The organism is Pseudomonas fluorescens NCIMB 11764, assembly GCF_000293885.2.
In the GTDB taxonomy this organism is placed as follows: Bacteria; Pseudomonadota; Gammaproteobacteria; order Pseudomonadales; family Pseudomonadaceae; genus Aquipseudomonas; species Aquipseudomonas fluorescens_B.
Window position 1 is genome coordinate 332,225 of record NZ_CP010945.1, and the last position, 23,552, is coordinate 355,776.

15 protein-coding genes are annotated in these 23,552 nt (G+C 60.9%); 9 read left to right on the forward strand and 6 right to left on the reverse strand.

Annotated features, from left to right (window positions below):
- Positions 1 to 147 precede the first annotated feature (147 nt).
- A complete protein-coding gene (locus B723_RS01575; protein WP_017341053.1) occupies positions 148 to 4,446 on the forward strand; it encodes a DEAD/DEAH box helicase in 4,299 nt (1,432 codons plus the stop codon).
- Between the two features lie 27 nt (positions 4,447 to 4,473).
- Here B723_RS01575 and B723_RS01580 read toward each other — a convergent pair whose 3' ends face one another.
- The gene (locus tag B723_RS01580) at positions 4,474 to 6,591 is read right to left on the reverse strand and encodes a mechanosensitive ion channel family protein (RefSeq protein ID WP_017341054.1); all 2,118 of its coding nucleotides are present in this window, start codon (positions 6,589 to 6,591) and stop codon (positions 4,474 to 4,476) included.
- Between the two features lie 344 nt (positions 6,592 to 6,935).
- Here B723_RS01580 and B723_RS01585 point away from each other — a divergent pair, with 344 nt between their 5' ends.
- The 5 genes from B723_RS01585 (at position 6,936) to B723_RS01605 (ending at position 12,280) form a co-directional block, all read left to right on the forward strand.
- Positions 6,936 to 8,147, forward strand: a complete 1,212-nt coding sequence (locus B723_RS01585; RefSeq protein WP_017341055.1) for an MFS transporter — start codon at positions 6,936 to 6,938, stop codon at positions 8,145 to 8,147.
- Between the two features lie 132 nt (positions 8,148 to 8,279).
- On the forward strand, positions 8,280 to 9,206 hold the full coding sequence (locus B723_RS01590; protein ID WP_017341056.1) for a DUF72 domain-containing protein: 927 nt from the start codon (positions 8,280 to 8,282) through the stop codon (positions 9,204 to 9,206).
- Positions 9,203 to 10,000, forward strand: coding sequence for an endonuclease/exonuclease/phosphatase family protein (locus B723_RS01595; protein WP_017341057.1), 798 nt, complete (start codon positions 9,203 to 9,205; stop codon positions 9,998 to 10,000). Before B723_RS01590 ends, B723_RS01595 begins: the two co-directional genes overlap by 4 nt.
- Positions 9,997 to 11,292, forward strand: a complete 1,296-nt coding sequence (clsB, locus tag B723_RS01600) for a cardiolipin synthase ClsB (protein ID WP_017341058.1) — start codon at positions 9,997 to 9,999, stop codon at positions 11,290 to 11,292. Before B723_RS01595 ends, clsB begins: the two co-directional genes overlap by 4 nt.
- Positions 11,279 to 12,280 (forward strand): lysylphosphatidylglycerol synthase domain-containing protein, encoded by a 1,002-nt coding sequence (locus B723_RS01605; protein ID WP_017341059.1) that lies wholly within the window; start codon positions 11,279 to 11,281, stop codon positions 12,278 to 12,280. Before clsB ends, B723_RS01605 begins: the two co-directional genes overlap by 14 nt.
- Before the next feature lie 117 nt (positions 12,281 to 12,397).
- On the opposite strand, the gene B723_RS01610 is transcribed toward B723_RS01605, so the two are convergent.
- From B723_RS01610 to B723_RS01620, 3 genes are all read right to left on the reverse strand, one after another.
- Positions 12,398 to 13,156 (reverse strand): alpha/beta hydrolase family protein, encoded by a 759-nt coding sequence (locus B723_RS01610; protein ID WP_017341060.1) that lies wholly within the window; start codon positions 13,154 to 13,156, stop codon positions 12,398 to 12,400.
- Complete coding sequence (locus tag B723_RS01615; RefSeq protein WP_017341061.1) at positions 13,146 to 14,255, reverse strand: DUF3182 family protein; 1,110 nt, start codon at positions 14,253 to 14,255, stop codon at positions 13,146 to 13,148. The genes B723_RS01610 and B723_RS01615 overlap by 11 nt, the downstream gene beginning before the upstream one ends.
- 205 nt (positions 14,256 to 14,460) lie before the next feature.
- Positions 14,461 to 15,456: a GlxA family transcriptional regulator gene (locus B723_RS01620; protein WP_017341062.1), complete on the reverse strand. Its 996-nt coding sequence runs from the start codon at positions 15,454 to 15,456 to the stop codon at positions 14,461 to 14,463.
- A 101-nt stretch (positions 15,457 to 15,557) separates the two neighbouring features.
- Between B723_RS01620 and B723_RS01625 the strand changes: the two genes are divergently transcribed.
- Positions 15,558 to 16,112 (forward strand): cysteine hydrolase family protein, encoded by a 555-nt coding sequence (locus tag B723_RS01625; RefSeq protein ID WP_017341063.1) that lies wholly within the window; start codon positions 15,558 to 15,560, stop codon positions 16,110 to 16,112.
- A 187-nt stretch (positions 16,113 to 16,299) separates the two neighbouring features.
- The gene (locus B723_RS01630) at positions 16,300 to 18,504 is read left to right on the forward strand and encodes an OsmC domain/YcaO domain-containing protein (protein WP_017341064.1); all 2,205 of its coding nucleotides are present in this window, start codon (positions 16,300 to 16,302) and stop codon (positions 18,502 to 18,504) included.
- Positions 18,505 to 18,574: 70 nt separating this feature from the next.
- Here the strand turns inward: B723_RS01630 and B723_RS01635 are convergent, their stop codons facing one another.
- Together B723_RS01635 and B723_RS01640 are read right to left on the reverse strand one after the other, a co-directional pair.
- A complete protein-coding gene (locus B723_RS01635) occupies positions 18,575 to 19,102 on the reverse strand; it encodes a single-stranded DNA-binding protein (protein WP_017341065.1) in 528 nt (175 codons plus the stop codon).
- A gap of 9 nt (positions 19,103 to 19,111) precedes the next feature.
- Entirely contained in the window at positions 19,112 to 20,509 is a 1,398-nt protein-coding gene (locus B723_RS01640; protein WP_017341066.1) for an MFS transporter, read from the reverse strand.
- Between the two features lie 191 nt (positions 20,510 to 20,700).
- On the opposite strand from B723_RS01640, the gene uvrA reads away from it, so the two are divergent.
- Complete coding sequence (uvrA, locus tag B723_RS01645; protein ID WP_017341067.1) at positions 20,701 to 23,535, forward strand: excinuclease ABC subunit UvrA; 2,835 nt, start codon at positions 20,701 to 20,703, stop codon at positions 23,533 to 23,535.
- Positions 23,536 to 23,552 lie beyond the last annotated feature (17 nt).

The following is a 23,552-nucleotide window of genomic DNA, read 5'->3' on the forward strand; positions in this document are numbered from 1 at the left end:
TCGGGCGGCTCGCAGTGTCAGCATGAACAGAGAGGCAGGTTTTGGGGCTGCTGCGCAGACCAGCGGGAGCAAGCGCCCTCGCCACAAAGCCGGTGATAAACCGAGCGGTACTTGCATCTTCCCATCCCCACCCGCATAAATTGTTCCATGAATCTGCCCATTCCCACGGACGCGGCCCTGACAGGCTTCCACCCCGCCGTCAGCGCCTGGTTCAGCAGCACCTTTCCGACGGCTACCGCCGCCCAGGCCCGGGCGTGGCCGCTGATCCGCCAGCACCGTTCGACCCTGATCGCCGCGCCCACCGGCTCCGGCAAAACCCTCACCGCGTTTCTCGCCGTCATCGATGACCTGGTTCACCGTGCCCAGGAAACCGCAGGCGGTTTGCCTGACGAAACCCTGGTGGTCTACGTCTCGCCGCTCAAGGCCTTGTCCAACGACATCCAGATCAACCTGCAAAATCCGCTGACCGGCATCCGTGAACAGTTACGCGTGATGGGCTTGCCCGAGCTGCAGATCACCACCGCCGTGCGCACCGGGGACACGCCGCAAAAAGACCGCTCGGCGATGCGCAAGACCGCGCCGCACATTCTGGTCACCACCCCGGAATCCCTTTACGTGCTGCTCGGTTCCGACTCCGGCCGGCAAATGCTCGGCACCACGCGCACGGTGATCGTCGACGAAATCCATGCCATCGCCGCCAGCAAGCGTGGCAGTCATCTGGCCTTGAGCCTGGAGCGTTTGCAGGCGTTGTGCGCAACACCGCTGATGCGCATCGGGCTGTCCGCCACGCAAAAACCGATCGAAGCCGTCTCGCGCTTTTTGGTGGGACGTGATCGCGAATGCGCGATCATCGACATCGGCCACGCGCGGCCGCGGGATCTGGGCATCGAAGTACCGCCGGTGCCGTTGTCCGCCGTCATGGCCAATGATGTCTGGGAACTGGTCTACGACCGCCTCGCCGTCCTCGCCCGCGAACACCGCACCACGCTGATTTTCGTCAACACCCGACGCCTGGCCGAACGTTTGAGCCGGCATTTGAGCGAGCGTCTCGGCAAGGAAGCGGTCGCCGCCCACCATGGCAGCCTGGCCAAGGAGTTCCGCCTCGACGCCGAACAGCGGCTCAAGCGCGGCGACCTGCAAGTGCTGATCGCCACGGCGTCGCTGGAATTGGGGATCGACATCGGCGATGTCGATCTGGTCTGCCAGATCTCTTCACCGCGCTCGATCGCCGGTTTTCTGCAACGGGTCGGCCGCTCCGGCCACCAGGTCGGTGGCACACCGAAAGGCCGGTTATTCGCCACCACCCGCGACGACCTGATCGAATGCACCGCCCTGCTCGACTGCGTGCGCCGGGGCGAACTCGACACGTTGAACATTCCTCAAGCTCCCCTGGATGTACTGGCCCAGCAAATCATCGCCGAAGTCAGTTGCCAGGAATGGCCGGAACAAGCGCTGCTGGAAATGTTCCGCAAAGCCTCGCCGTACGCAGGCCTCGACGAAAAACATTATCAGGCGCTGCTGCAGATGCTCGCCGAAGGCTACAACGGTCGCCAGGGCATTCGCAGCGCGTTCCTGCACCGCGACGCCGTGACGCGCACGTTGCGTGGTCGCCGGGGCAGCAAACTGACCGCCGTGACCAGCGGCGGCACCATTCCGGACAACGCCGACTACAGCGTGCTGCTGGAACCGCAAGGGCTGAACATCGGCAGCGTCAACGAAGATTTCGCGGTGGAAAGCATTGCTGGCGACATCTTTCAGTTGGGCAATACCTCGTACCGAATCCTGCGGGTCGACACCGGTAAAGTCCGGGTCGAAGATGCTCACGGGCAGCCGCCGACCATTCCGTTCTGGCTCGGTGAAGCGCCGGGGCGCAGCGCTGAATTGTCCTTCGCCGTGGCCCGCCTGCAAGCGCAACTTGATGCCCTGCTCGGCGCTACGCCCGGCAACTTGCAACCCGCCCTCGACTGGCTGACCGACACCCTCGGCCTCAACCTCGCCAGCGCCGGACAACTGGTGGACTACCTCGCCCGCGCGCGCCTGACACTGGGCGCCCTGCCGTCCCAGGACACGCTGCTGATGGAGCGTTTTTTCGACGAGTCCGGCGGCACGCAACTGATCATCCACACGCCATTCGGCAGCCGTATCAACCGCGCCTGGGGCCTGGCCCTGCGCAAGCGATTCTGCCGTACCTTCAATTTCGAATTGCAGGCCGCCGCCAGCGAAGACGCGATCGTCCTGTCGCTGTCCACCAGCCACAGTTTTGAGCTCGACGATGTCTGGCGCTACCTGCACAGCAACAGCGCCGAGCACCTGCTGATCCAAGCAGTACTCGATGCGCCGCTGTTCGGCGTGCGTTGGCGCTGGAATGCCGGGGTCGCGCTGGCGCTGCCGCGTTACACCGGCGGGCGTAAAGTCGCGCCGCAGATTCAACGAATGAAAAGCGAAGACCTGATCGCCAGTGTGTTCCCCGACCAGATTGCCTGCGTGGAAAACCTCGCCGGCGAGCGCGAGGTTCCCGACCATCCGCTGGTGGAACAAACCCTCGACGATTGCCTGCACGAAGCCATGGACTGCGAAGGCTGGCTGGCCTTGTTGCGCCGGATGGAAAACGGCGACGTTCGCCTGATCAGCCGTGACCTGCCCGCGCCCTCGCCACTGGCGGCAGAAATTCTCAGCGCCCGACCTTATACCTTCCTTGACGACGCGCCGCTGGAAGAGCGCCGAACCCAAGCCGTGCTCAACCGGCGCTGGACCGATCCGCAGTCCACCGACGACCTCGGCGCACTGGATGCCGAGGCGATTCAAGCGGTACACGATGAGGCCTGGCCGACGCCGACCGGCCTTGATGAAATGCATGAGGCGCTGATGAGTCTGGCGTGCATCAGCGATGCCGAGGCACAGGCCAATCCGCAGTGGCCCGAGTGGCTGAACGCACTTGCCGACAGCGGGCGCGCCAGTCGGTTGCAGGTCGATGCCGAGCGATCACTGTGGCTGGCAGTGGAACGACTGACGTGCCTGCGGGCGATGTATCCACAGGCACAATTGTTCCCCCCGCTGGAGGCGCTGCCGGGATTCGATGAGGCCTGGGAGCCGGACGACGCGTTGCTGGAAGTCATCCGCGCGCGGCTCAGCGCTTTTGGTCCGTTGCCGCTGAGCGCGATTGCCGAACCGCTGGGATTTCCTCCGATACACATCACCCAGGCGCTGGCACAACTGGAGCGCGAAGGTTATGTGCTGCGCGGGCGATTCACCCCCGGCACCGATCAGGAGGAATGGTGCGAACGGCATTTGCTGGCGCGGATTCATCGCTACACGGTCAAGCGCCTGCGGCGGGAAATCGAACCCGTGGCGCTGCAGGATTTCATGCGTTTCCTGTTTGACTGGCAGCATCTTTCTGCGGCGACTCAGGGCCAGGGCAGCACCGTGTTGCCAGCGATTGTCAGTCAATTCGAAGGCTACCCTGCCGCAGCTTCCGCCTGGGACAGCGACATTCTGCCGGCGCGGATCAAGGATTATTCGGCAAGCTGGCTGGATGACCTGTGTCGCAGCGGCAAACTGGTCTGGACGCGCCTGACTGCAAGCAGCAAAAGCACCAGCACCGCGTTGCGCAGCACGCCCATTGTGCTGCTGCCGCGCAGTCAGGTCGGGTTGTGGAGCAGTCTGACCGAGCAGACACCCGTCAGCGAACTGTCGCCGAAAACGCAAAAGGTTCATCAAGCACTCAGTCAGCATGGCGCGCTGTTTTTCGATGAGCTGATTCACGAGGCTCATCTGCTGCGCTCTGAGCTGGAAATCGCCTTGCAGGAACTGGTCGGCGCCGGGCTGGTGAACGCCGACAGCTTTGCCGGTTTGCGGGCGCTGATTACGCCGGCGAGCAAACGCCAGGCCCGCAGCAGCCGTCGCGGACGCGGGGCGTTTATCGGCGGCATGGACGATGCCGGTCGCTGGGCCTTGCTTCGACGCGGGCCGCCAGCGCCCACCGTGGACAACAAACATCCAACACCGAGCGACACGCTGGAACACATCGCATTGACCTTGCTGCGCCGCTATGGCGTGGTGTTCTGGCGCCTGCTGGAACGCGAAGCAGACTGGTTGCCGAGCTGGCGCGAATTGCTGCGCACGTTCCATCGGCTGGAGGCCCGCGGCGAGATTCGTGGTGGGCGGTTCGTGAATGGCCTGGCAGGTGAGCAGTTCGCCTTGCCCGAGGCGATCCCATTGCTGCGGGAAGTTCGGCGGCGGGCACACGACGGCAGTTTGATCGCTGTGTGCGGGGTGGATCCGCTGAACCTGGCGGGCACGCTGTTACCCGGCGCGAAAGTACCGGCGTTGGCGAGCAATCGACTGGTGTATCGCGATGGTCTTCCGGTGGCTGCCGAGATCGCCGGAAAGCAGGTTTTCTGGTTGGAATCGACGATCGAAATACGCAACAAACTGATCCGGCATTGATGCTGTCCCGGCCGGTCCCAAGAAAAATCATTGAGTACGCGGCTGATCCGGCAGCAACACCGGCGAATTCTCCGGCGCTGCGCCGTCATTTTCCGGCTCCCCCATCCCCCGCTTCGGCATTAAAACCTGCTGTGGATAAGTCTGCGCGAAATGCACCCATGGGCTGTTATCCACAAGCTTCTTCAAACGCTGGTTAAACGCCCGGCTCACCGCATACTGCCCACCCGATACCGTACGGAACTGCGCCGTCAGCACCACGCCGTTGAGGTCCATTTTGTCGACGCCAAACACATCCAGCGACCCTTGCAGGTTGTACTTGAGAAATGCGTCCTCACGGATCGACTCCCCCGCCTCGCGAATCAGCTCGATGGCCTTGTCCACGTCGGTGTCGTAGGTGAACTGCACCGAGAAAAACGCATAGGCGAATTGCCGCGACTGGTTTGTCACGGCCTTGATCTGCCCGAACGGCACCGAGTGCACAAACCCTTTGCCGTCGCGCAGGCGCAAGGTGCGGATGGTCAGGCCTTCGACGGTGCCGGCATGCCCGGAATCGAGCACGACCCAGTCGCCAATCGACAGGGTGTCTTCGATGATGATGAACAGGCCGGTGATGACGTCCTGCACCAGTTGCTGCGAGCCGAAACCGATGGCCAGGCCGACCACCCCGGCACCCGCCAACAGCGGTGCGACGTTGATACCGAGGTTGGCCATGGTGGTGATTGCGCAGATCACCACGAGGATGATTTTGATCGCGTTGCGCAGCAGTGGAAGAATGGTTTTTACCCGCGTACTGGGCTGTGTCGTGCGTTTATTGATCGGCGGCTTCAGCGCTTCCTGAATCGCTGTATCGAGCACCACCCACAGCAACCAGGTCACCAGGAAGATCAGGCCCATGCTGCTCAGCGACTCACTGATCGCCCGGCCCACCGAGTTGCGCTCGGCGAACTCGAACAGCGAGACGCCCCAGATACGCCCGAGAATTTCGATGAACGCCACGGCCATGACAATCCGCAGCAGTGCATGCAGCAAGCTGAGAAAGCGTTCTTTGTAGGCACTGCTGCGCTGGATCGCTTGGGCTTTTCCGGAATTGAACAGGTGCTGGAAAATCGTGCTGAGGAACACCGTGGCGATCAACAGAATGGTGGTGAACAACGCACAACGCAGGGCTTTCTGATTGTCCTCGCCGACGCCGATGAGGTTGATCGCCGACACCATCACCATCAGCAGAATCGGCCAGTACCAGAGCCGGGAAAAGATCCGCAGGGATTCCTGCAAGGAAGGCTGTTTCAAGCGCTGCGCCAGCGCCCGGTTGCGGATCAGATGCGCCACCGGACGCCTCAGGCGAATCACCAGCAATCCAAAGATGATTGAAGCAAACAGCCCGGTGAACACGGCGATGCTGCTGGTGATGTTGCCGCCCAGCTGCCGGGCGATCTGCGGGCTGGTCAAGGCGTCGCTGAGCGCCGCAAGGAAGCCGATCAGGAACAGCGGTTTGGGGCAGTAATCACGAATGATCTGCACCGCCCGGCGCTTGTGCCCGGTGTTGAACATGACGATCACGCACAAGAACATCGAGGTGGAGAAAATGCCGCTGCTGGTGGCGTAGGCAAAACACAGGGCCAACGCCCGGCCCACCGAGTTCGGCAGAAAATGGCTGACGTATAACGTCAGCGGCAGGCAGATCAACGCGGGAATCGTGAACGGCAGCAGGTAGCCGAGCAGGTCCTGGCTGCGTTGCCGTTTTCGAAAAAAACGCCCGGCACTCAAGCGCTTGTCCAGCAGGGCGCCGAGCACTGTGAGCAAGGCGAACACGCCGAGCCAGACGCCGGACAACAACAGGAAATCGCCGACCACGCTCATCGGTGATCGAGACGAAGGTCGATTCACCAGTTTGTCGACTTCATCCGCCGCCCGATCCGCTCGCAGGCGCCAGGCGTCGACCAGGTCTTCGTTGAGGTCGAGCTTGTCCTGAACGTCGTCGATGCTGGAACTGATCGCCCCGAGCAAGCCGCCCTGGACCAGCGGTTCAGGTTTCGCTGGCTCTTCCGCTGCGGCGGGAAGTCCCGGCAGCGTGGTGGCTTCCAGTTCGTTGCTGCCGAGAAACAGCAACGCCCCCAGTAATATCGCGGTCTTGAACTTGAGCAAAACGGGGAGCTCCTTGAAAAGGGTCTGTTAGGAACTGATTGGCAAATGCCCGGCAAGTTCGGTTCTGGCCGCGAGATAACCCAATCACTGTGGCGAGGGAGCCTGCTCCCGCTCGGCTGCGCAGCCGTAGCAAATCAATGCTCGCGGTGTATCTGAATAAACCGATTGGCAGGTTTTGGGGGGCGCTTCGCTCCCCAGCGGGAGCAAGCGCCCTCGCCACAGAGTTGCACTCGCCCTCGGATATTTGACCTGAACGCAAATATCAAATGCCCACCCCTCTATTTTTCCGCACAACCCAAACCCGGACACTGCGCTCCATCAATCAATCCACCGGAGTTGCAGCCATGCCCATTGCCTTGCTCGCGCTGACCCTCAGCGCCTTTGCCATCGGGACGACCGAGTTCGTCATCGTTGGCCTGTTACCCACGATAGGCGCCGACCTTGGCGTCAGCCTGCCGTCTGCCGGCCTGCTGGTCAGTCTCTACGCCCTGGGCGTTGCCATCGGCGCACCGGTGCTGACCGCTCTCACCGGCAAAGTCCCGCGCAAACTGCTGCTGTTGTCGCTGATGGTGTTGTTCACCCTCGGCAACCTGCTGGCCTGGAAAGCGCCGAGCTACGAATCGCTGATCATTGCGCGAATCGTCACCGGCCTGGCCCACGGGGTGTTTTTCTCGATCGGCTCGACCATTGCCACCAGCCTGGTGCCGAAGGAAAAAGCCGCCAGTGCGATTGCGATCATGTTCACCGGCCTGACGGTCGCGCTGGTCACCGGCGTGCCGCTGGGGACGTTTATCGGTCAGCATTTCGGCTGGCGTGAAACCTTCCTCGCCGTCTCTGCGCTGGGTGTGATCGCCTTCATCGGCAGCCTGCTCTACGTGCCGAAGAACATCGCGCACAGCAAACCGGCTTCGCTGTTGCAGCAATTGCAGGTGCTCAAGCAACCGCGTCTGCTGCTGGTGTATGCCATGACGGCGGTCGGTTACGGCGGCTCGTTCATCGCGTTTACGTTCCTGGCGCCGATTCTTCAGGACATCTCCGGTTTCAGCGCCAGCACCGTCAGCCTGGTGCTGCTGGTCTACGGGATCTCGGTGGCAGTCGGCAACATCTGGGGCGGCAAACTGGCCGACAAACGCGGCCCGATCAGCGCCCTGAAAATCATCTTCGCCCTGCTCGCCGCCGTGCTGTTCGTGCTGACGTTCACCGCCGGCAACCCATGGCTGGCGCTGGCCACCGTGCTGGTCTGGGGTGCGGTTGCATTCGGCAACGTGCCGGGCTTGCAGGTGTATGTAGTGCGTCAGGCCGAACATCACACGCCGCAGGCGGTGGACGTGGCGTCTGGGCTGAACATCGCCGCGTTCAACCTCGGCATTGCCGGTGGTGCGTGGGGCGGTGGTTTGATCGTCGCTCATATGGGCTTGATCCATACCGCATGGATCGGTGGCCTGGTAGTGCTGGTGGCACTGGCGCTGACCGCGTGGAGCGGTCGTCTTGATCGTCTCGGCCCGGTGTATGCCGAACCGGCTGAAGGTTCGACCCGCGTCGTCGCCGGCCACTGATAAAGCTCGCTCCCACAGGATCCTCGGTGGTCTTTCGAGCGTTTACCGTCTGTAGCCCCGTCGAAACTTTCTCGCTTGCCCCGCAGTCATCAAAAGACAGGGGCAACCGAGGACCATCAGACGGGAGGCGACATGGCGGGGATTCACATTGGTATTTCAGGCTGGCGCTACACACCCTGGAGGGGGGATTTCTACCCGAAGGGGCTGACCCAGAAGCGCGAATTGCAGTTCGCGTCACGGTCGGTCAACAGCATCGAAATCAATGGATCGTTTTACGCCCTGCAACGGCCCGAACGGTACGCCCAGTGGTACGACGAAACCCCGGCAGACTTCGTCTTCAGTATCAAAGCCCCGCGGTTCATCACCCACATCAAACGCCTTCGAGATGTCCATAAACCCTTGGCGAATTTCTTTGCCTCCGGGGTACTGGAACTCAAGGAAAAACTCGGTCCTGTCCTCTGGCAATTCCCGCCCAGTTTCAAATTCGACGCTGAGCTGTTCGACCACTTTCTCGAGCAATTGCCCCGCAACACCGAACAGGCCGCCACCCTCGCCCGCCAGCACGATTCACACGTGAACGGTCACGCCAGCATGAAGGCGTATAAGAAAAAGCCGCTGCGTCATGCCGTCGAGATCAGAAACGACACCTTCATCGACCCGGCGTTTGTCCGCCTGCTCAAACGCCACAACGTCGCCTTGGTCATTGCTGACACCGCCGGTAAATGGCCGTATCGCGAAGACATCACCAGCGACTTCGTGTACCTGCGCCTGCACGGCGCCGAAGAACTCTATGCCAGCGGTTACACCCCCGAAGCGCTGGAACGCTGGGCCGCGCGGATCGAGGCCTGGAACCACGGCCGACAACCCTCCGACGCGCATCTGATCGCACCACGGCAAAAACCCAAGGCACGCAAATCCCGGGAAGTGTTTTGCTATTTCGACAATGACATCAAAGTCCGCGCGCCCTTCGATGCCCGCCGTTTGCTCGAACATTTTCATCTCGACAAGAACCTCGCCACCGCCCCCGGCGAGCCGGATGCCGAAGGGGTGCTGCCATGAATGGGCCCGAGCCGTTCAGTGCCATCGATGACCAGCCGCCAGCCATGGCCGCCGTGCGCCGCTTCACCGTGCTGACGGTCAACACGCACAAGGGTTTTACCGCGCTGAACCGGCGCTTCATCCTGCCGGAACTGCGTGAAGCGGTGCGCAGCGTATCCGCCGATGTGGTGTTTTTGCAGGAAGTCCACGGCACCCACGAACATCATCCCCGGCGCTACAGCAACTGGCCGACAATGCCGCAGTATGAATTCCTTGCCGATACGCTGTGGCCGCAGTTCGCCTACGGACGCAATGCGGTGTACCCGGCGGGCGATCACGGCAATGCGCTGCTGTCGAAATTCCAGATCATTCGCCACGACAACCTCGACGTGTCGATCAGCGGACACGAGAACCGCGGCATCCTGCATTGCGTATTGCGCCTGCCCGGCGACGGCCCGGAGGTGCACGCCATCTGCGTGCATCTGGGCCTGCGCGAAACCCATCGCAACGAACAGCTGAAGCTGCTGGCCCAGCGCCTCGAAGAGTTGCCGGCTGATGCGCCGGTGATTGTCGCCGGCGACTTCAACGATTGGCGCCAGCGCGCCGATACGCTGCTCAAACCCTGTGGGCTGCGCGAGGTGTTCGCCGAACACCACGGCAAACCGGCGCGCAGTTTTCCGGCGCGCTTGCCGGCCTTGCGCCTGGACCGCATCTACGTGCGCAACCTCAAGGCCAGCCACCCGAAAGTCCTGGCGGCACGGCCCTGGTCACACCTTTCCGACCACGCACCGCTATCGGTGGAGATCGAGCTATGAGCAGCGCACCGATGGAAAAGACCACTGCGGAACACCTGGCCACCCACCCGTCGATCCGTGAACCCGGCGTGGTCGACGTCCAATACGGCTGGCAAGGCAACAGCCTGGTGGAACTGCTGGAGAACGGCGAAGCGTATTTTCCGCGGGTGTTCGAGGCCATGCGCCAGGCCAAGACTGAAATCCTCCTGGAAACCTTCATCGTGTTCGAGGACAAGGTGGGCAACGAGCTGCAGCAAGTGCTGATCGAGGCGGCGCAACGCGGCGTGCGCGTCACCGCCAGCCTCGACGGTTTTGGCTGCGGCGAGCTGACCACCGGTTATCTCGCGGCATTGAGCGAGGCCGGCGTGCGCATTCAGATATTTGACCCGGCACCGAAACGGCTCGGCTTTCGCACCAACTGGTTTCGGCGCCTGCACCGCAAGATTGTGGTGGTCGACGGCACGATTGCGTTCATCGGCGGAATCAACTTTTCCGCCGATCATCTGGCTGACTTCGGTCCCGAGGCCAAGCAGGATTACTCGGTTGAAGTGCAAGGCCCGGCGGTGGCGGACATTCATCATTTCGCCCTGCTGCAAAGCGGCCGCCCGGCGCGGGCCAAATACTGGTGGCAGCGGCGCCGGCAGCGGCGTTCGGAACTGGCCTTCAGCGACCACGATGGCCAAGTCAGGCTGGTGTACCGCGACAACGGCGATCACCGGACCGATATCGAAGAGGTTTATCGACAGGTGCTGCGCAGTGCCCAGCGCCGCGTGGTCATCGCCAACGCCTATTTCTTCCCGGGCTATCGCCTGCTGCGCGAGATTCGCAACGCCGCTCGCCGTGGCGTCGAGGTGCGGCTGATTCTGCAAGGTCAGCCGGACATGATGGTGGCCAAACTGGCCGCGCGCATGACCTATGACTACTTGCTCAAGGCCGGCGTGCAGATTCACGAGTATTGCGAGCGGCCGCTGCATGGCAAAGTCGCATTGGTGGACGAGGACTGGAGCACCGTCGGTTCGAGCAATCTCGACCCGCTGAGCCTGTCGATGAACCTGGAAGCCAACGTGCTGATCCGCGATCGTGCCTTCAACCGCGATTTGTTCGAACGCCTCGAAATGCTGAGTAACAACCACTGCAAAGCCATGTCGGCAGATAAATCCCCGCGCGGGCGGGTCTGGCACATGACCGTCGGTTTTCTGGTGTTTCACTTTCTGCGGCACTTCCCGGCGTGGGCCGGCTGGCTGCCGGCACACAAGCCGCGCCTGAAACCCTTCACCCACGTTGCCGGGAGTGATCTTCATGGACCGCGCTGAAACACACTCGGCGCCTCACGCCGACAGCACGACACCTGCCTCGGTAAAAAAAACCCGCTGGAGTCGCTGGAAAAAACCGCTGACGATGCTGTTTTTCCTGGCACTGATCGTGTTGTTCACGATGCTGGCCCAGCGCATCGAATGGAACGAGGTGTTCGATACCCTCGCCGACTTCAAGGTGCGCACGCTGATCATTGCCTCCGGGCTGACGCTGGTGAGTTTCCTGGTGTACGCCTGCTTCGACCTGATCGGCCGCACCTACATTCGTCAGGACCTGACCTGGAAGCAGATACTGCCGGTGGGCATCATCAGCTACGCGTTCAACCTTAACCTCAGCGCCTGGGTCGGCGGCATCGCCATGCGTTATCGCTTGTATTCGCGGCTCGGCGTGAGCAAAAGCAACATCGCGAAAATCCTCGGCCTGAGCCTGGCGACCAACTGGTTTGGCTACATGGTGATTGCCGGCGCGGTGTTCAGCAGCGGACTGGTGCGCATGCCGCCCGGCTGGAAACTCAGCACTGGCGCGTTGCAAGGGGTGGGCGTTTTGTTATTGCTGGTGAGCGCGGGTTATCTGGCGGCGTGCCGGTTTTCCAAGCGGCGCGAGTGGGCCATTCGAGGCGTGGAAATCAACCTGCCTTCCTTGCGCATGGCGATCCTGCAACTGTGCCTCGGCGCGCTGAACTGGTCGCTGATGGCGGCGGTTATTTTCACTTTGCTGCCGAGCAAACTGGATTATCCGTTGGTGCTCGGGGTGTTGCTGATCAGCGCCATTGCCGGGGTCATCACCCACATTCCGGCGGGGCTTGGGGTGCTGGAAGCGGTGTTTGTGGCGTTGCTGCAGCATGAGGTGTCGCGGGGGAGCCTGGTGGCGGGGTTGCTGGCGTATCGGGCAATTTATTTCATCTTGCCGTTGCTGATTACGCTGGTGATGTATCTGGTGGTCGAGGCCAAGGCCAAGTCGTTGCGGATCGCGAAAAAGCCCAAGTGATTACGGCTCTTGTGGCGAGGGAGCTTGCTCCCGCCGGGTCGCGAAGCGGCCCCCTTTATCTCTGAAAAGAAGAGGACTGCTGCGCAGTCCAGCCGGAGCAAGCTATCTCGCCACAAATCACTTGGACTGAATGATGCTCAACCGCTCACCCACCACCATCTCAGTGATCCAGTCCACCAGAATCGAGGTGTACGCCTGCTGCGAAACCGGCTCGCTCAACGCGTGATCGGCGCCGTCGATAATCCGGTGCGTCAGCGAATGCGTCTGCTGGCACGCGGCGCGATAGCTCATGATCGTCGCGTGTGGCACCCAGTCGTCGGTCTCAGACTCCACCAACAGCACATCCCCGGTAAATTGCGAACACGCGTGCAACGCGCGATTGCTATCGGCGCGAACCAGGGTGCTGCGGTAATCGCGCAAATCCATCTTGTCCAGATCGCGCTTGGGTGTATGCCATTGCTCGTCGCGATACAGCGCCGGCACCCGTAGCGCCAGCCAGCGTACCGGACGCAATGACGTCAGGATCGACGCCAGGTAACCGCCATAACTGGTACCGACCACGGCGATCGCCGAAGTATCGAGTGCCGGATGCGCAAGCAATCGGTCGTAAGCCGCCAGCAGGTCGCGCAGGTTGTCTTCTCGCGTGACCCGCGTCAGCGGAATGCCGGTGCCGCCGGTGTGCCCGCGCAAGTCGAACGTCAGGCACACGCAGCCCAGACCGGCGATGCCTTTGGCCCGTTCAAGGTCGCGTTCCTGGCTGCCACCCCAGCCGTGCACGAAGAGCACGCCGGGGACTTTCGATTTGGGGCTGAGAAAAGTCCCGCTCATCTGTTCATCGTCGATGTCGATCTGAATGGTTTCGCTTCTAGCCGTCATAGGATTGGACCGTTACGTACTTGAGAAGAAATTCACTGTCTTGCGCCGGCCCGCGGTACACCTCGATGGCGTCCGCCGGCAGCGCCTGATCGATGTAGGTTTCCACCGAAGACACACGGATGGCGCGCATGGTCGGGTGGTTGACGAAACTCTGCAATGCCGCCACTTCCGCGCTGCTGGCGCCCCCCATGCGCCAGGACTGTTCGAGCACGCCACTGCGCTGCAGGCCGTTAGCGTCAAGGCCTTGCGCGATGTCGTAGTTGCGCCGCGACGCGTAGAAGCCGGGATAGGCTTCGTCCGCGGCACTGTCGAACACCTGCGCCTGGCGGATTGCCAATCGCACCTCATCGGGCAAGTCCAGCTTGAGCAAATCGTCGTAGTCACCCTGCACCACGAGCAGGTTGGACCCTCCATAAACCTGCTCGCCCTGGGCGTCGCTGGTCAAGTATTGATCACCGCAGTAGCTCAACACTTTGTCGCCGATGAAGCTTTGGCCGACGCTGTGGGTCACCACGTCGGTCAGGTCCTGTTCCAGCACCACACCTTCGGTGAACAGCGTTTGAGCATCGGGCCTGGCAAGGATTTCGTCGAACTGATCAAGGCTGTTGATCACCTCCTGACCCCGCCCGGCACAGGCATGAATCGGCTTCATGCGAATGGGGCCGCTGTAGAGCAAATGTTCCGCCGCAGGGCGCGCATCGTCGAGGGAAAACACGCTGAGGCCATCCAGCACCACACTGCGCACCCGCTCGGAAAACAGCGGCGACCAACCTTGCGGAGCGTGAGCGTTTTTATTCCGCAGGCCGTGGCTGATGGCTTTGGTGCAGATGAAATCATGCTCGACGTAGCCACCCCATAAATCCTCCGGTCCGCTGACGCCCAACTGCCGCGCGGCAGCGGCACCGACCAGGGTTTGGGTGGGCAACAGATAAAGGTCACGACCGCTGTGCAGTTCGGGATCGAAACTGCCACCGAATTTGAGCCCGAGGATCTGCGCCAGCCAACGGGCCAGCGCGCGGTTGGATTCGACTTCATGTTGTGGCGCGTCGGGGCGCACCGAATGGGCGACTACCAGTTTCTTGCGGTTTGTTGGGGTCATGCGTCCCCCTTCAATCGGCGCTCGATGAATGTAGTGGTAGGGGTGCAGAGATCAGGCCAATCGCACCCGGTGTGAAATGAACGGCAAATCAATAAGTTGTTGAAAAGGTGATAGCACTACGCCTGTCTTATTCTGCACGACACCTGTTTCAGTTCCGGCATTTTGCACGACCCAAGCCATGCTCAGATCCAATGTGGCGTTCGGGCTAACGAGCCACGGCTGCCGTCGGCGAAACGCCAAACCGCGACCGATAATCACTCGGCGCCAGACCCGTTATCTTCTTGAACGTCGCGCGAAAAGCGCTCGGGTCCTGATAACCCACGGTCCAGGCAATGTGATCGATGGTGCCGTTGGTGAATTCAAGCATTTCCCGGGCCTTGCCGACCCGCAGGTGCTGACAGTACTCGGTGGGTTTCAACCCGGTCGCCGCACGGAATCGGCGCAGGAACGTGCGCTCTTCCAGCCCTGCCCGTTCGGCCATCGCCGCCAGCGACACATCAGTCGCCCCGGTGCTTTGCAGCCAATGCTGTACCTTGAGAATCGAGGCGTCGCCATGGCTGAGGATCGGTGAAAAATTACTGCCGCATTCGCTCGCGCTGTCGCTGTGTTCCACCACCAGAAAACGCGCCGTGCCGGTGGCGATGCTCGGTCCCAGCAGGCGGTCGACCAGACGCAAACCCAGCTCGGACCAGGCCATTAACCCAGCCGTGGTAATCAGGTCGCCGTCGTCGACGATCGGTGTATCGGCCTTGAGTCGGATCGCCGGGTAACGCTCGGCGAACGCCTTGGCCGAGGTCCAGTGGGTGGTGGCGCTGCGGCCGTCGAGCAGGCCGCTTTCGGCCAATAGAATCGAGCCCACGCAGACGCCACCAAGGGTCGCGCCTTGTGCATGTTGCTGCCGAATCCAGCTCAGCAAGCCTTGCGGCGCCTGGCCTTCGGAAAAACCGGCAATCGACGGCGGGATCAGCACCGCCACCAATGCACCGTCCGGCGCGGGATGGCTGTCGTAGACGCGCTTGGGTGCCTGACCGCCATCGACTTGCCAATGGCTGACCCGCAACAGCGGCAACTGTGAAGCCTGATAGTCGGCAGCAATCTGGTTCGCCACTCCGAACAAGTCCGTCAGCCCGTGCACTGCCGCCATCTGCGCGCCCGGATAAATCAGCACGCCCAGCTCGGCGATTGCCCTTTGTGCGTCCATTGTCAGTTTTACCCCTTCTATTGTCGGTGCGGCCAATCCTCGGACGGCCTGCCAGAGCCGATACTTCATTCCACACCCAACACCCACTCGAGGAAACAGTCATGGCCAAGCAAGCACTCATCGTAGTCGATATCCAAAACGACTACTTCCCCCAAGGCAAGTGGCCGCTGGTCGGTGCGGATGCCGCCGCAGACAACGCCGTACGCCTGATCAAGGCCTTCCGCGATGCTGGCGATTCGGTGGTGCACATTCGCCACGAATTCACCTCCAACGACGCGCCGTTCTTCACTCCGGGCTCCGAAGGCGCGAAGCTGCACCCCAAAGTTCTCAACCGAGCCGACGAGCCGGTGGTGCTCAAGCATTTCGTGAACTCGTTCCGCGAAACCGAACTGAAGTCGATCCTCGACGAACAAGACATCAAGGAACTGGTGGTGATCGGCAGCATGAGCCACATGTGCATCGACGGCATTACCCGCGCAGCCGCCGACATGGGTTACACCGTCACGGTCATTCATGACGCCTGTGCCTCACGTGACCTGGAGTTCAACGGCCTCACCGTTCCGGCGGCCCACGTTCACGCCGCGTTCATGTCGGCCTTGGGTTTCGCCTATGCCAGCGTGGTGTCCACCGACGAGTTCCTGGCGGCGCATCACTGATCAACGCTTGCGCGTCGGGTGCTGCCACCCGACGCTCCCGAAACACAGAAAGCCCGGTGCCGTGCATCGGGCGTTTGGGGTGAAACAGGTGCAAACCTGTCTCGGGACTGGACAACCACAAGACTTACCGCCGAAAAGCCGGATAATGGCGGCCAAATCGTCTAGCCCGTTATTCTGGTAATCCCCCATGGAAATCAAGGTCAACTTTCTCGACAACCTTCGGCTTGAAGCCAAGTTCGACGACTTCACGGTGGTGGCCGATCAACCTATCCGCTACAAGGGCGATGGCTCGGCACCGGGTCCGTTCGACTACTTCCTGGCTTCGTCGGCGCTGTGTGCGGCGTACTTTGTGAAGTTGTATTGCAGCACCCGCAATATCCCCACGGATAACATCCGCCTGTCGCAGAACAACATTGTTGACCCGGAAAACCGCTACAACCAGATTTTCAAGATCCAGGTCGAGCTGCCGGCGGACATCTCCGACAAGGACCGCCAGGGCATCCTGCGCTCCATCGACCGCTGCACCGTGAAAAAAGTGGTGCAAGCCGGGCCTGAGTTTGTGATCGAAGAAGTGGACAACCTCGACGCCGATGCCCAGGCATTGTTGATGCCTGCTTCCAGTTCAGAGGCGAGCACTTATATTGCCGGCAAGGATCTGCCGGTGGAGCAAACCATCGCCAACATGTCGGCCATTCTGGCAGACCTGGGGATGAAGATCGAAATCGCCTCGTGGCGCAATATCGTGCCCAATGTGTGGTCGCTGCATATCCGCGATGCGCACTCGCCAATGTGCTTTACCAACGGCAAGGGCGCGACCAAGGAAGGCGCGCTGGCCTCGGCGCTGGGCGAGTTTATCGAGCGACTGAACTGCAACTTCTTCTATAACGACCAGTTCTGGGGCGAAGACATCGCCAACGCTGCGTTTGTGCACTACCCGGACGAACGCTGGTTCCAGCCTGGCCGTAAAGATGCGTTGCCCGCCGACATTCTCGACGAGTACTGCCTGAAGATTTACAACCGCGACGGCGAGCTGCGTGGTTCTCATCTGATCGATACCAACTCGGGTAATGAAGAGCGCGGCATCTGCTCGCTACCGTATGTGCGTCAGTCGGACGGTGAAGTGGTTTATTTCCCGTCCAACCTGATTGAAAACCTGTTCCTGAGCAACGGCATGAGTGCCGGTAACACGCTGGCCGAAGCCCAGGTGCAGTGCCTGTCGGAGATCTTCGAGCGCGCGGTCAAACGCGAAATCATCGAAGGTGAATTTGCACTGCCGGATGTGCCGGCCCACGTGCTGGCGAAGTACCCCGCAATTCTGGCCGGCATTCAGGCGCTGGAAGAACAAGGGTTCCCCGTGCTGGTGAAGGATGCGTCCCTGGGGGGTGAGTTCCCGGTGATGTGCGTCACGCTGATGAACCCGCGTACCGGCGGTGTGTTTGCCTCGTTCGGCGCGCACCCGAGCCTGGAAGTGGCGCTGGAACGCAGCCTGACCGAATTGCTTCAGGGCCGCAGTTTCGAAGGCCTCAACGACTTGCCACAGCCGACGTTTGAAGGTCATGCGGTGACCGAGCCGAATAACTTCGTCGAGCACTTCATCGACTCCAGCGGCGTGGTGTCGTGGCGCTTCTTCAGCTCAAAGTCGGATTACGAATTCGTGGAGTGGGACTTCTCCGGCCAGGGTGAAAACTCGAATACCGAAGAAGCCGCAACCTTGTTCGGCATTCTCGAAGGCATGGGCAAGGAAGTGTACATGGCGGTGTACGAGCATATCGGCGCGACGGCCTGCCGCATCCTGGTGCCGGACTATTCGGAAATTTATCCGGTAGACGATCTGATCTGGGATAACACCAACAAAGCGCTGTTCTTCCGCGCCGACATCCTGAACCTGCATCGCCTGGACGAGGCCGAACTGCAGGCACTGGCAGAGCGTCTGGTGGAAAGCGAGCTGGACGACTACACCGACATCACCAGTCTGATCGGCATCGAATTTGACGACAATACCGCCTGGGGTCAGCTGACGATCCTGGAATTGAAGCTGATGATTTATCTCGCCTTGCAGCAATTTGAAGAGGCGAAAGAAGCGGTGGAGATGTTCCTGCAGTACAACGACAACACGGTTGAGCGTGGCTTGTTCTATCAGGCCGTCAATGTGGTGCTGGAGATGAAACTGGACGAAGACCTGGAACTGGAGGACTACGAGGCCAACTTCCGCCGGATGTTCGGCAACGAGCGGATGGATGCAGCGATCGGCTCGGTGGACGGCAGCGTACGCTTCCATGGCTTGACGCCGACCAGCATGAAACTGGAGGGGCTCGACCGCCACCTGCGGTTGATCGACAGCTACAAAAAGCTGCACACGGCGCGGGCCAATGTGACCCCTTTATCCCGCTAACAGCGTCCACAAAAAAGCGAAGCCAGATCACTGGCTTCGCTTTTTTTGTTACTGACTGAATAGCCGCTTCTTAGAACGGGATATCGTCATCAAAGCTGTCGAAATCCGGAGCCGGCTGAGGAGCGGCCTGCTGCTGTGGAGCCGGACGCGACTGTTGAGGTGCCGACGACTGTTGCGGACGCGGAGCCTGCTGGCGTGGAGCCGGGGCGGACTGCTGATAGTTGTTGCCCCCGCCTTGTTGGTCGCCCTGCTGTGGACGGCCACCGAGCAGTTGCATGGTGCCTTGCATGTCGACCACGATTTCAGTGGTGTAACGCTTGATACCGTCTTTTTCCCACTCGCGGGTCTGCAGCTTGCCTTCGATGTAGACCTGCGAACCTTTACGCAGGTACTCGCCGGCGATTTCCGCTACCTTGCCGAACATCGACACACGGTGCCATTCAGTCTTCTCGACTTTCTGGCCGGTTTGCTTGTCGGTCCACTGTTCGCTGGTCGCCAGACTCAGGTTGGTCACGGCGTTACCGTTAGGCAAGTAGCGAACTTCGGGATCCTGGCCGCAAGTGCCGACCAATATGACTTTGTTAACCCCACGGGCCATAACGTTCTCCTAGGCTACGCACGCTGCCCCGGCCGGGTTGTTCACCAGGCGCTCAAGGGTGGTGCGATCCAATAGTTCGGTGTCCAATTTTATGTAAATCGCCGCTTCATCTTCGACGATTACTGCATCTGTTACCCCTACGACGGCCTTCAGGCGCTCGACCAGACCCGCTTCGCGGATCGCCTCGGGCGACAACGGCAAGCGCAGGCTCGTCACGTAAGGTGGTTCGCGCATGGTAACAGCAAAGGCCAGCCAGAGGGCAGCCAGGCCGGCGCATCCGAGGAATACCGCCGACAAACCGCCGTGCTGGAACATCCAGCCGCCGAGGATCCCGCCCAGCGCCGAACCGAGGAACTGGCTGGTGGAATAAACCCCCATCGCCGTGCCCTTGCCGCCCGCCGGTGAAACCTTGCTGATCAGCGATGGCAACGAAGCTTCCAGCAGATTGAACGCGGTAAAGAACACCACCGTCCCGATCACCAGAGCCCGCAAGCTATCGCCGAACTGCCAGAAGAATAGCTCAGTGAGCATCAGCGTCAGCACCGCGCCCAATAAAACTCGTTTCATTTTGCGTTTCTTCTCGCCGTAGATAATGAACGGGATCATGGCGAAGAAAGAAATCAGCAGCGCAGTCAAATAGACCCACCAGTGCTGCTCTTTGGGCAGCCCGGCTTTTTCGACCAGGGCCAATGGCAACGCCACGAAGCTCGACATCAACATCGCGTGCAACACAAAAATGCCCAGGTCCAGGCGCAGCAGGTCCGGGTGCTTGAGCGTCGGCATCAGCGCCTGACGCGCGACGCCGGACTCGCGATGCTGCAACGGCCCGGTGGAGCGCGGCACCATGAACATCACGATCACGATGCCAAACAGCGCCATGCCACCGGTGGCGAAAAACAATCCGGACAGGCCGAAAGCGCGGGTCAGCAACGGTCCTACCACCATGGCGACCGCGAACGACAGACCGATCGTCATGCCGATCATGGCCATGGCTTTGGTCCGATGCTGTTCGCGGGTCAGGTCTGACAGCAACGCCATCACGGCCGCGGAAATGGCCCCGGCGCCTTGCAGGATTCGTCCGGCGATAACGCCCCAGATCGAATCGGCATTGGCCGCCAGCACGCTGCCGAGGGCGAAGACGATCAGCCCCAGGTAAATCACCGGGCGACGCCCGATGCGGTCGGAAATGAAACCGAAAGGGATCTGGAAAATCGCCTGGGTCAGGCCGTAAGCGCCAATCGCCAGCCCGATCAGGGCCGGGGTCGCTCCCGCCAGATCCATCCCATAGGTCGCCAATACCGGCAACACCATGAACATGCCAAGCATACGGAAGGCGAACACAAGGGCCAGACCGCTTGCTGCGCGGGTCTCACTGCCACTCATGCGTTCGCTGTGGGGATCGTGCATGGAAAAACCTCATGTGAACCGGCGGCGATTCTACCAGTCCCATCGATTGACAGGGTATATCGCGACGCTTTGACGCGCTCCGCTGACAGACTCTTCATGTACGACAGTCATCCACTCGTTTGATAGTGTGCATCCATCCAGTATTTGGCCGTATACTCCTACGTTTTCGACGCCCGCCGAGCGAGGCCACTTTGGACAAGATCCTGATTCGTGGGGCCCGAACCCACAACCTGAAGAACATCGACCTGACCCTGCCGCGGGACAAACTGATCGTCATCACCGGCCTGTCCGGATCCGGCAAATCGTCCCTGGCATTCGACACGCTGTACGCCGAAGGCCAGCGCCGCTATGTCGAATCGCTGTCGGCCTATGCCCGGCAGTTTTTGTCGATGATGGAAAAACCGGACGTCGACACCATTGAAGGCCTGTCGCCAGCCATTTCCATCGAACAGAAGTCGACTTCGCATAACCCGCGTTCGACCGTCGGCACCATCACCGAAATCTACGACTACCTGCGCCTGCTTTACGCTCGCGTGGGTATTCCGCGTTGCCCGGATCACGACATTCCGCTGGAAGCACAGACGGTCAGCCAGATGGTTGACCTGGTCCTCGCGCAGCCGGAGGGCAGCAAGCTGATGCTGCTGGCGCCGGTGATTCGCGAGCGCAAAGGTGAACATCTTTCAGTGTTCGAAGAACTGCGGGCCCAGGGCTTTGTGCGGGCCAGGGTCAACGGCAGGATCTGCGAACTGGATGAGCTGCCGAAGCTGGATAAACAAAAGAAGCATTCGATTGATGTAATAGTCGACCGCTTCAAAGTCCGCGCCGACCTGCAACAGCGCCTCGCCGAATCGTTCGAGACCGCGCTGAAGCTGGCGGACGGCATTGCGCTGGTTGCGCCGATGGACGATGAGCCGGGTGAAGAAATCATCTTCTCCGCGCGCTTCGCCTGCCCGATTTGCGGCCACGCCATCAGCGAGCTGGAACCCAAACTGTTCTCCTTCAACAACCCGGCCGGCGCCTGTCCGACGTGCGACGGCTTGGGCGTGAAGCAGTTCTTCGACATCAAGCGACTGGTCAATGGTGAACTGACCCTGGCCGAGGGCGCGATTCGCGGCTGGGACAGGCGCAACGTCTATTACTTCCAGATGCTCGGGTCGCTGGCGTCGCACTACAAGTTCAGCCTCGAAGTGCCGTTCAATGAACTGCCCGCCGATCAGCAGAAGTTCATCCTGCACGGCAGTGGCTCGCAGAACGTCGACTTCAAGTACCTGAACGACCGTGGCGACATCGTCAAACGTTCGCACCCGTTCGAAGGCATCGTACCGAACCTGGAGCGTCGCTACCGCGAAACCGAATCGGCCTCCGTGCGCGAGGAACTGGCCAAGTTCCTCAGTACCCAGCCGTGCCCGGATTGCCGTGGCACCCGCCTGCGTCGTGAGGCACGACACGTCTGGGTCGGCGAGAAGACTTTGCCGGCCGTCACCAATCTGCCGATTGGCGATGCGTGCGAATACTTCGGTGTACTGAAACTGACCGGGCGTCGCGGCGAAATTGCCGACAAGATCCTCAAGGAAATCCGTGAGCGCCTGCAGTTCCTGGTCAACGTCGGTCTCGACTACCTGTCGCTGGATCGCAGTGCCGACACGTTGTCTGGCGGTGAAGCTCAGCGGATTCGCCTGGCCAGTCAGATCGGTGCCGGTCTGGTTGGCGTTCTGTACATCCTCGATGAACCGTCGATTGGTCTGCATCAGCGCGACAACGATCGGCTGCTGGGCACGCTCAAGCACCTGCGCGATATCGGCAACACGGTGATCGTGGTCGAGCACGATGAAGATGCGATTCGCCTGGCTGACTATGTGGTGGATATCGGTCCGGGTGCCGGCGTGCATGGCGGGCATATCGTCGCCGAAGGCACGCCGGCCGAGGTCATGGCTCATCCTGATTCGTTGACCGGCAAATACTTGTCCGGCCGGGTGAAAATCGCCGTACCGGCCAAACGCACACCGCGCAACAAGAAGTTGTCGTTGTCCCTCAAGGGGGCGCGCGGCAACAACCTGCGTAACGTCGATCTGGACATTCCGATCGGTCTGCTGACCTGTGTCACCGGCGTGTCTGGCTCGGGTAAATCGACGCTGATCAACAACACACTGTTTCCTTTGAGCGCGACGGCACTCAACGGTGCAACGACGCTTGAGGCTGCGGCTCACGACAGCATCAAAGGGCTGGAGCATCTGGACAAGGTCGTCGACATCGACCAAAGCCCGATTGGCCGCACCCCGCGCTCCAACCCGGCGACGTACACCGGGTTATTCACACCGATTCGCGAACTGTTCGCCGGCGTGCCGGAATCCCGTTCGCGCGGTTACGGGCCGGGGCGTTTCTCCTTCAACGTGAAGGGCGGACGCTGCGAGGCCTGTCAGGGCGACGGCTTGATCAAGGTTGAAATGCACTTCCTGCCGGACATCTATGTTCCGTGCGATGTCTGCAAGAGCAAGCGCTACAACCGTGAAACGCTTGAGATCAAGTACAAGGGCAAGAGCATCCATGAAACCCTTGAGATGACCATCGAAGAAGCTCGGGTGTTTTTTGACGCAGTTCCGGCACTGGCGCGCAAGCTTCAGACACTGATGGATGTCGGCCTGTCGTACATCAAGCTCGGGCAATCGGCGACCACGCTGTCCGGTGGTGAAGCGCAGCGGGTGAAACTGTCCCGCGAACTGTCCAAGCGCGATACCGGCAAGACGCTGTATATCCTCGATGAACCGACTACCGGTTTGCACTTCGCGGATATCCAGCAACTGCTCGACGTGTTGCATCGACTGCGCGACCACGGCAACACCGTGGTGGTGATCGAGCACAACCTGGACGTGATCAAGACAGCTGACTGGCTGGTGGATCTTGGACCGGAAGGGGGCTCCAAAGGCGGGCAGATCATTGCGGTCGGCACGCCAGAGGAAGTCTCCGAGATGAAGCAGTCTCACACCGGTTTCTACCTCAAGCCATTGCTGGCTCGCGACAAGGCCTGAATCAGGCCCATGAAAAA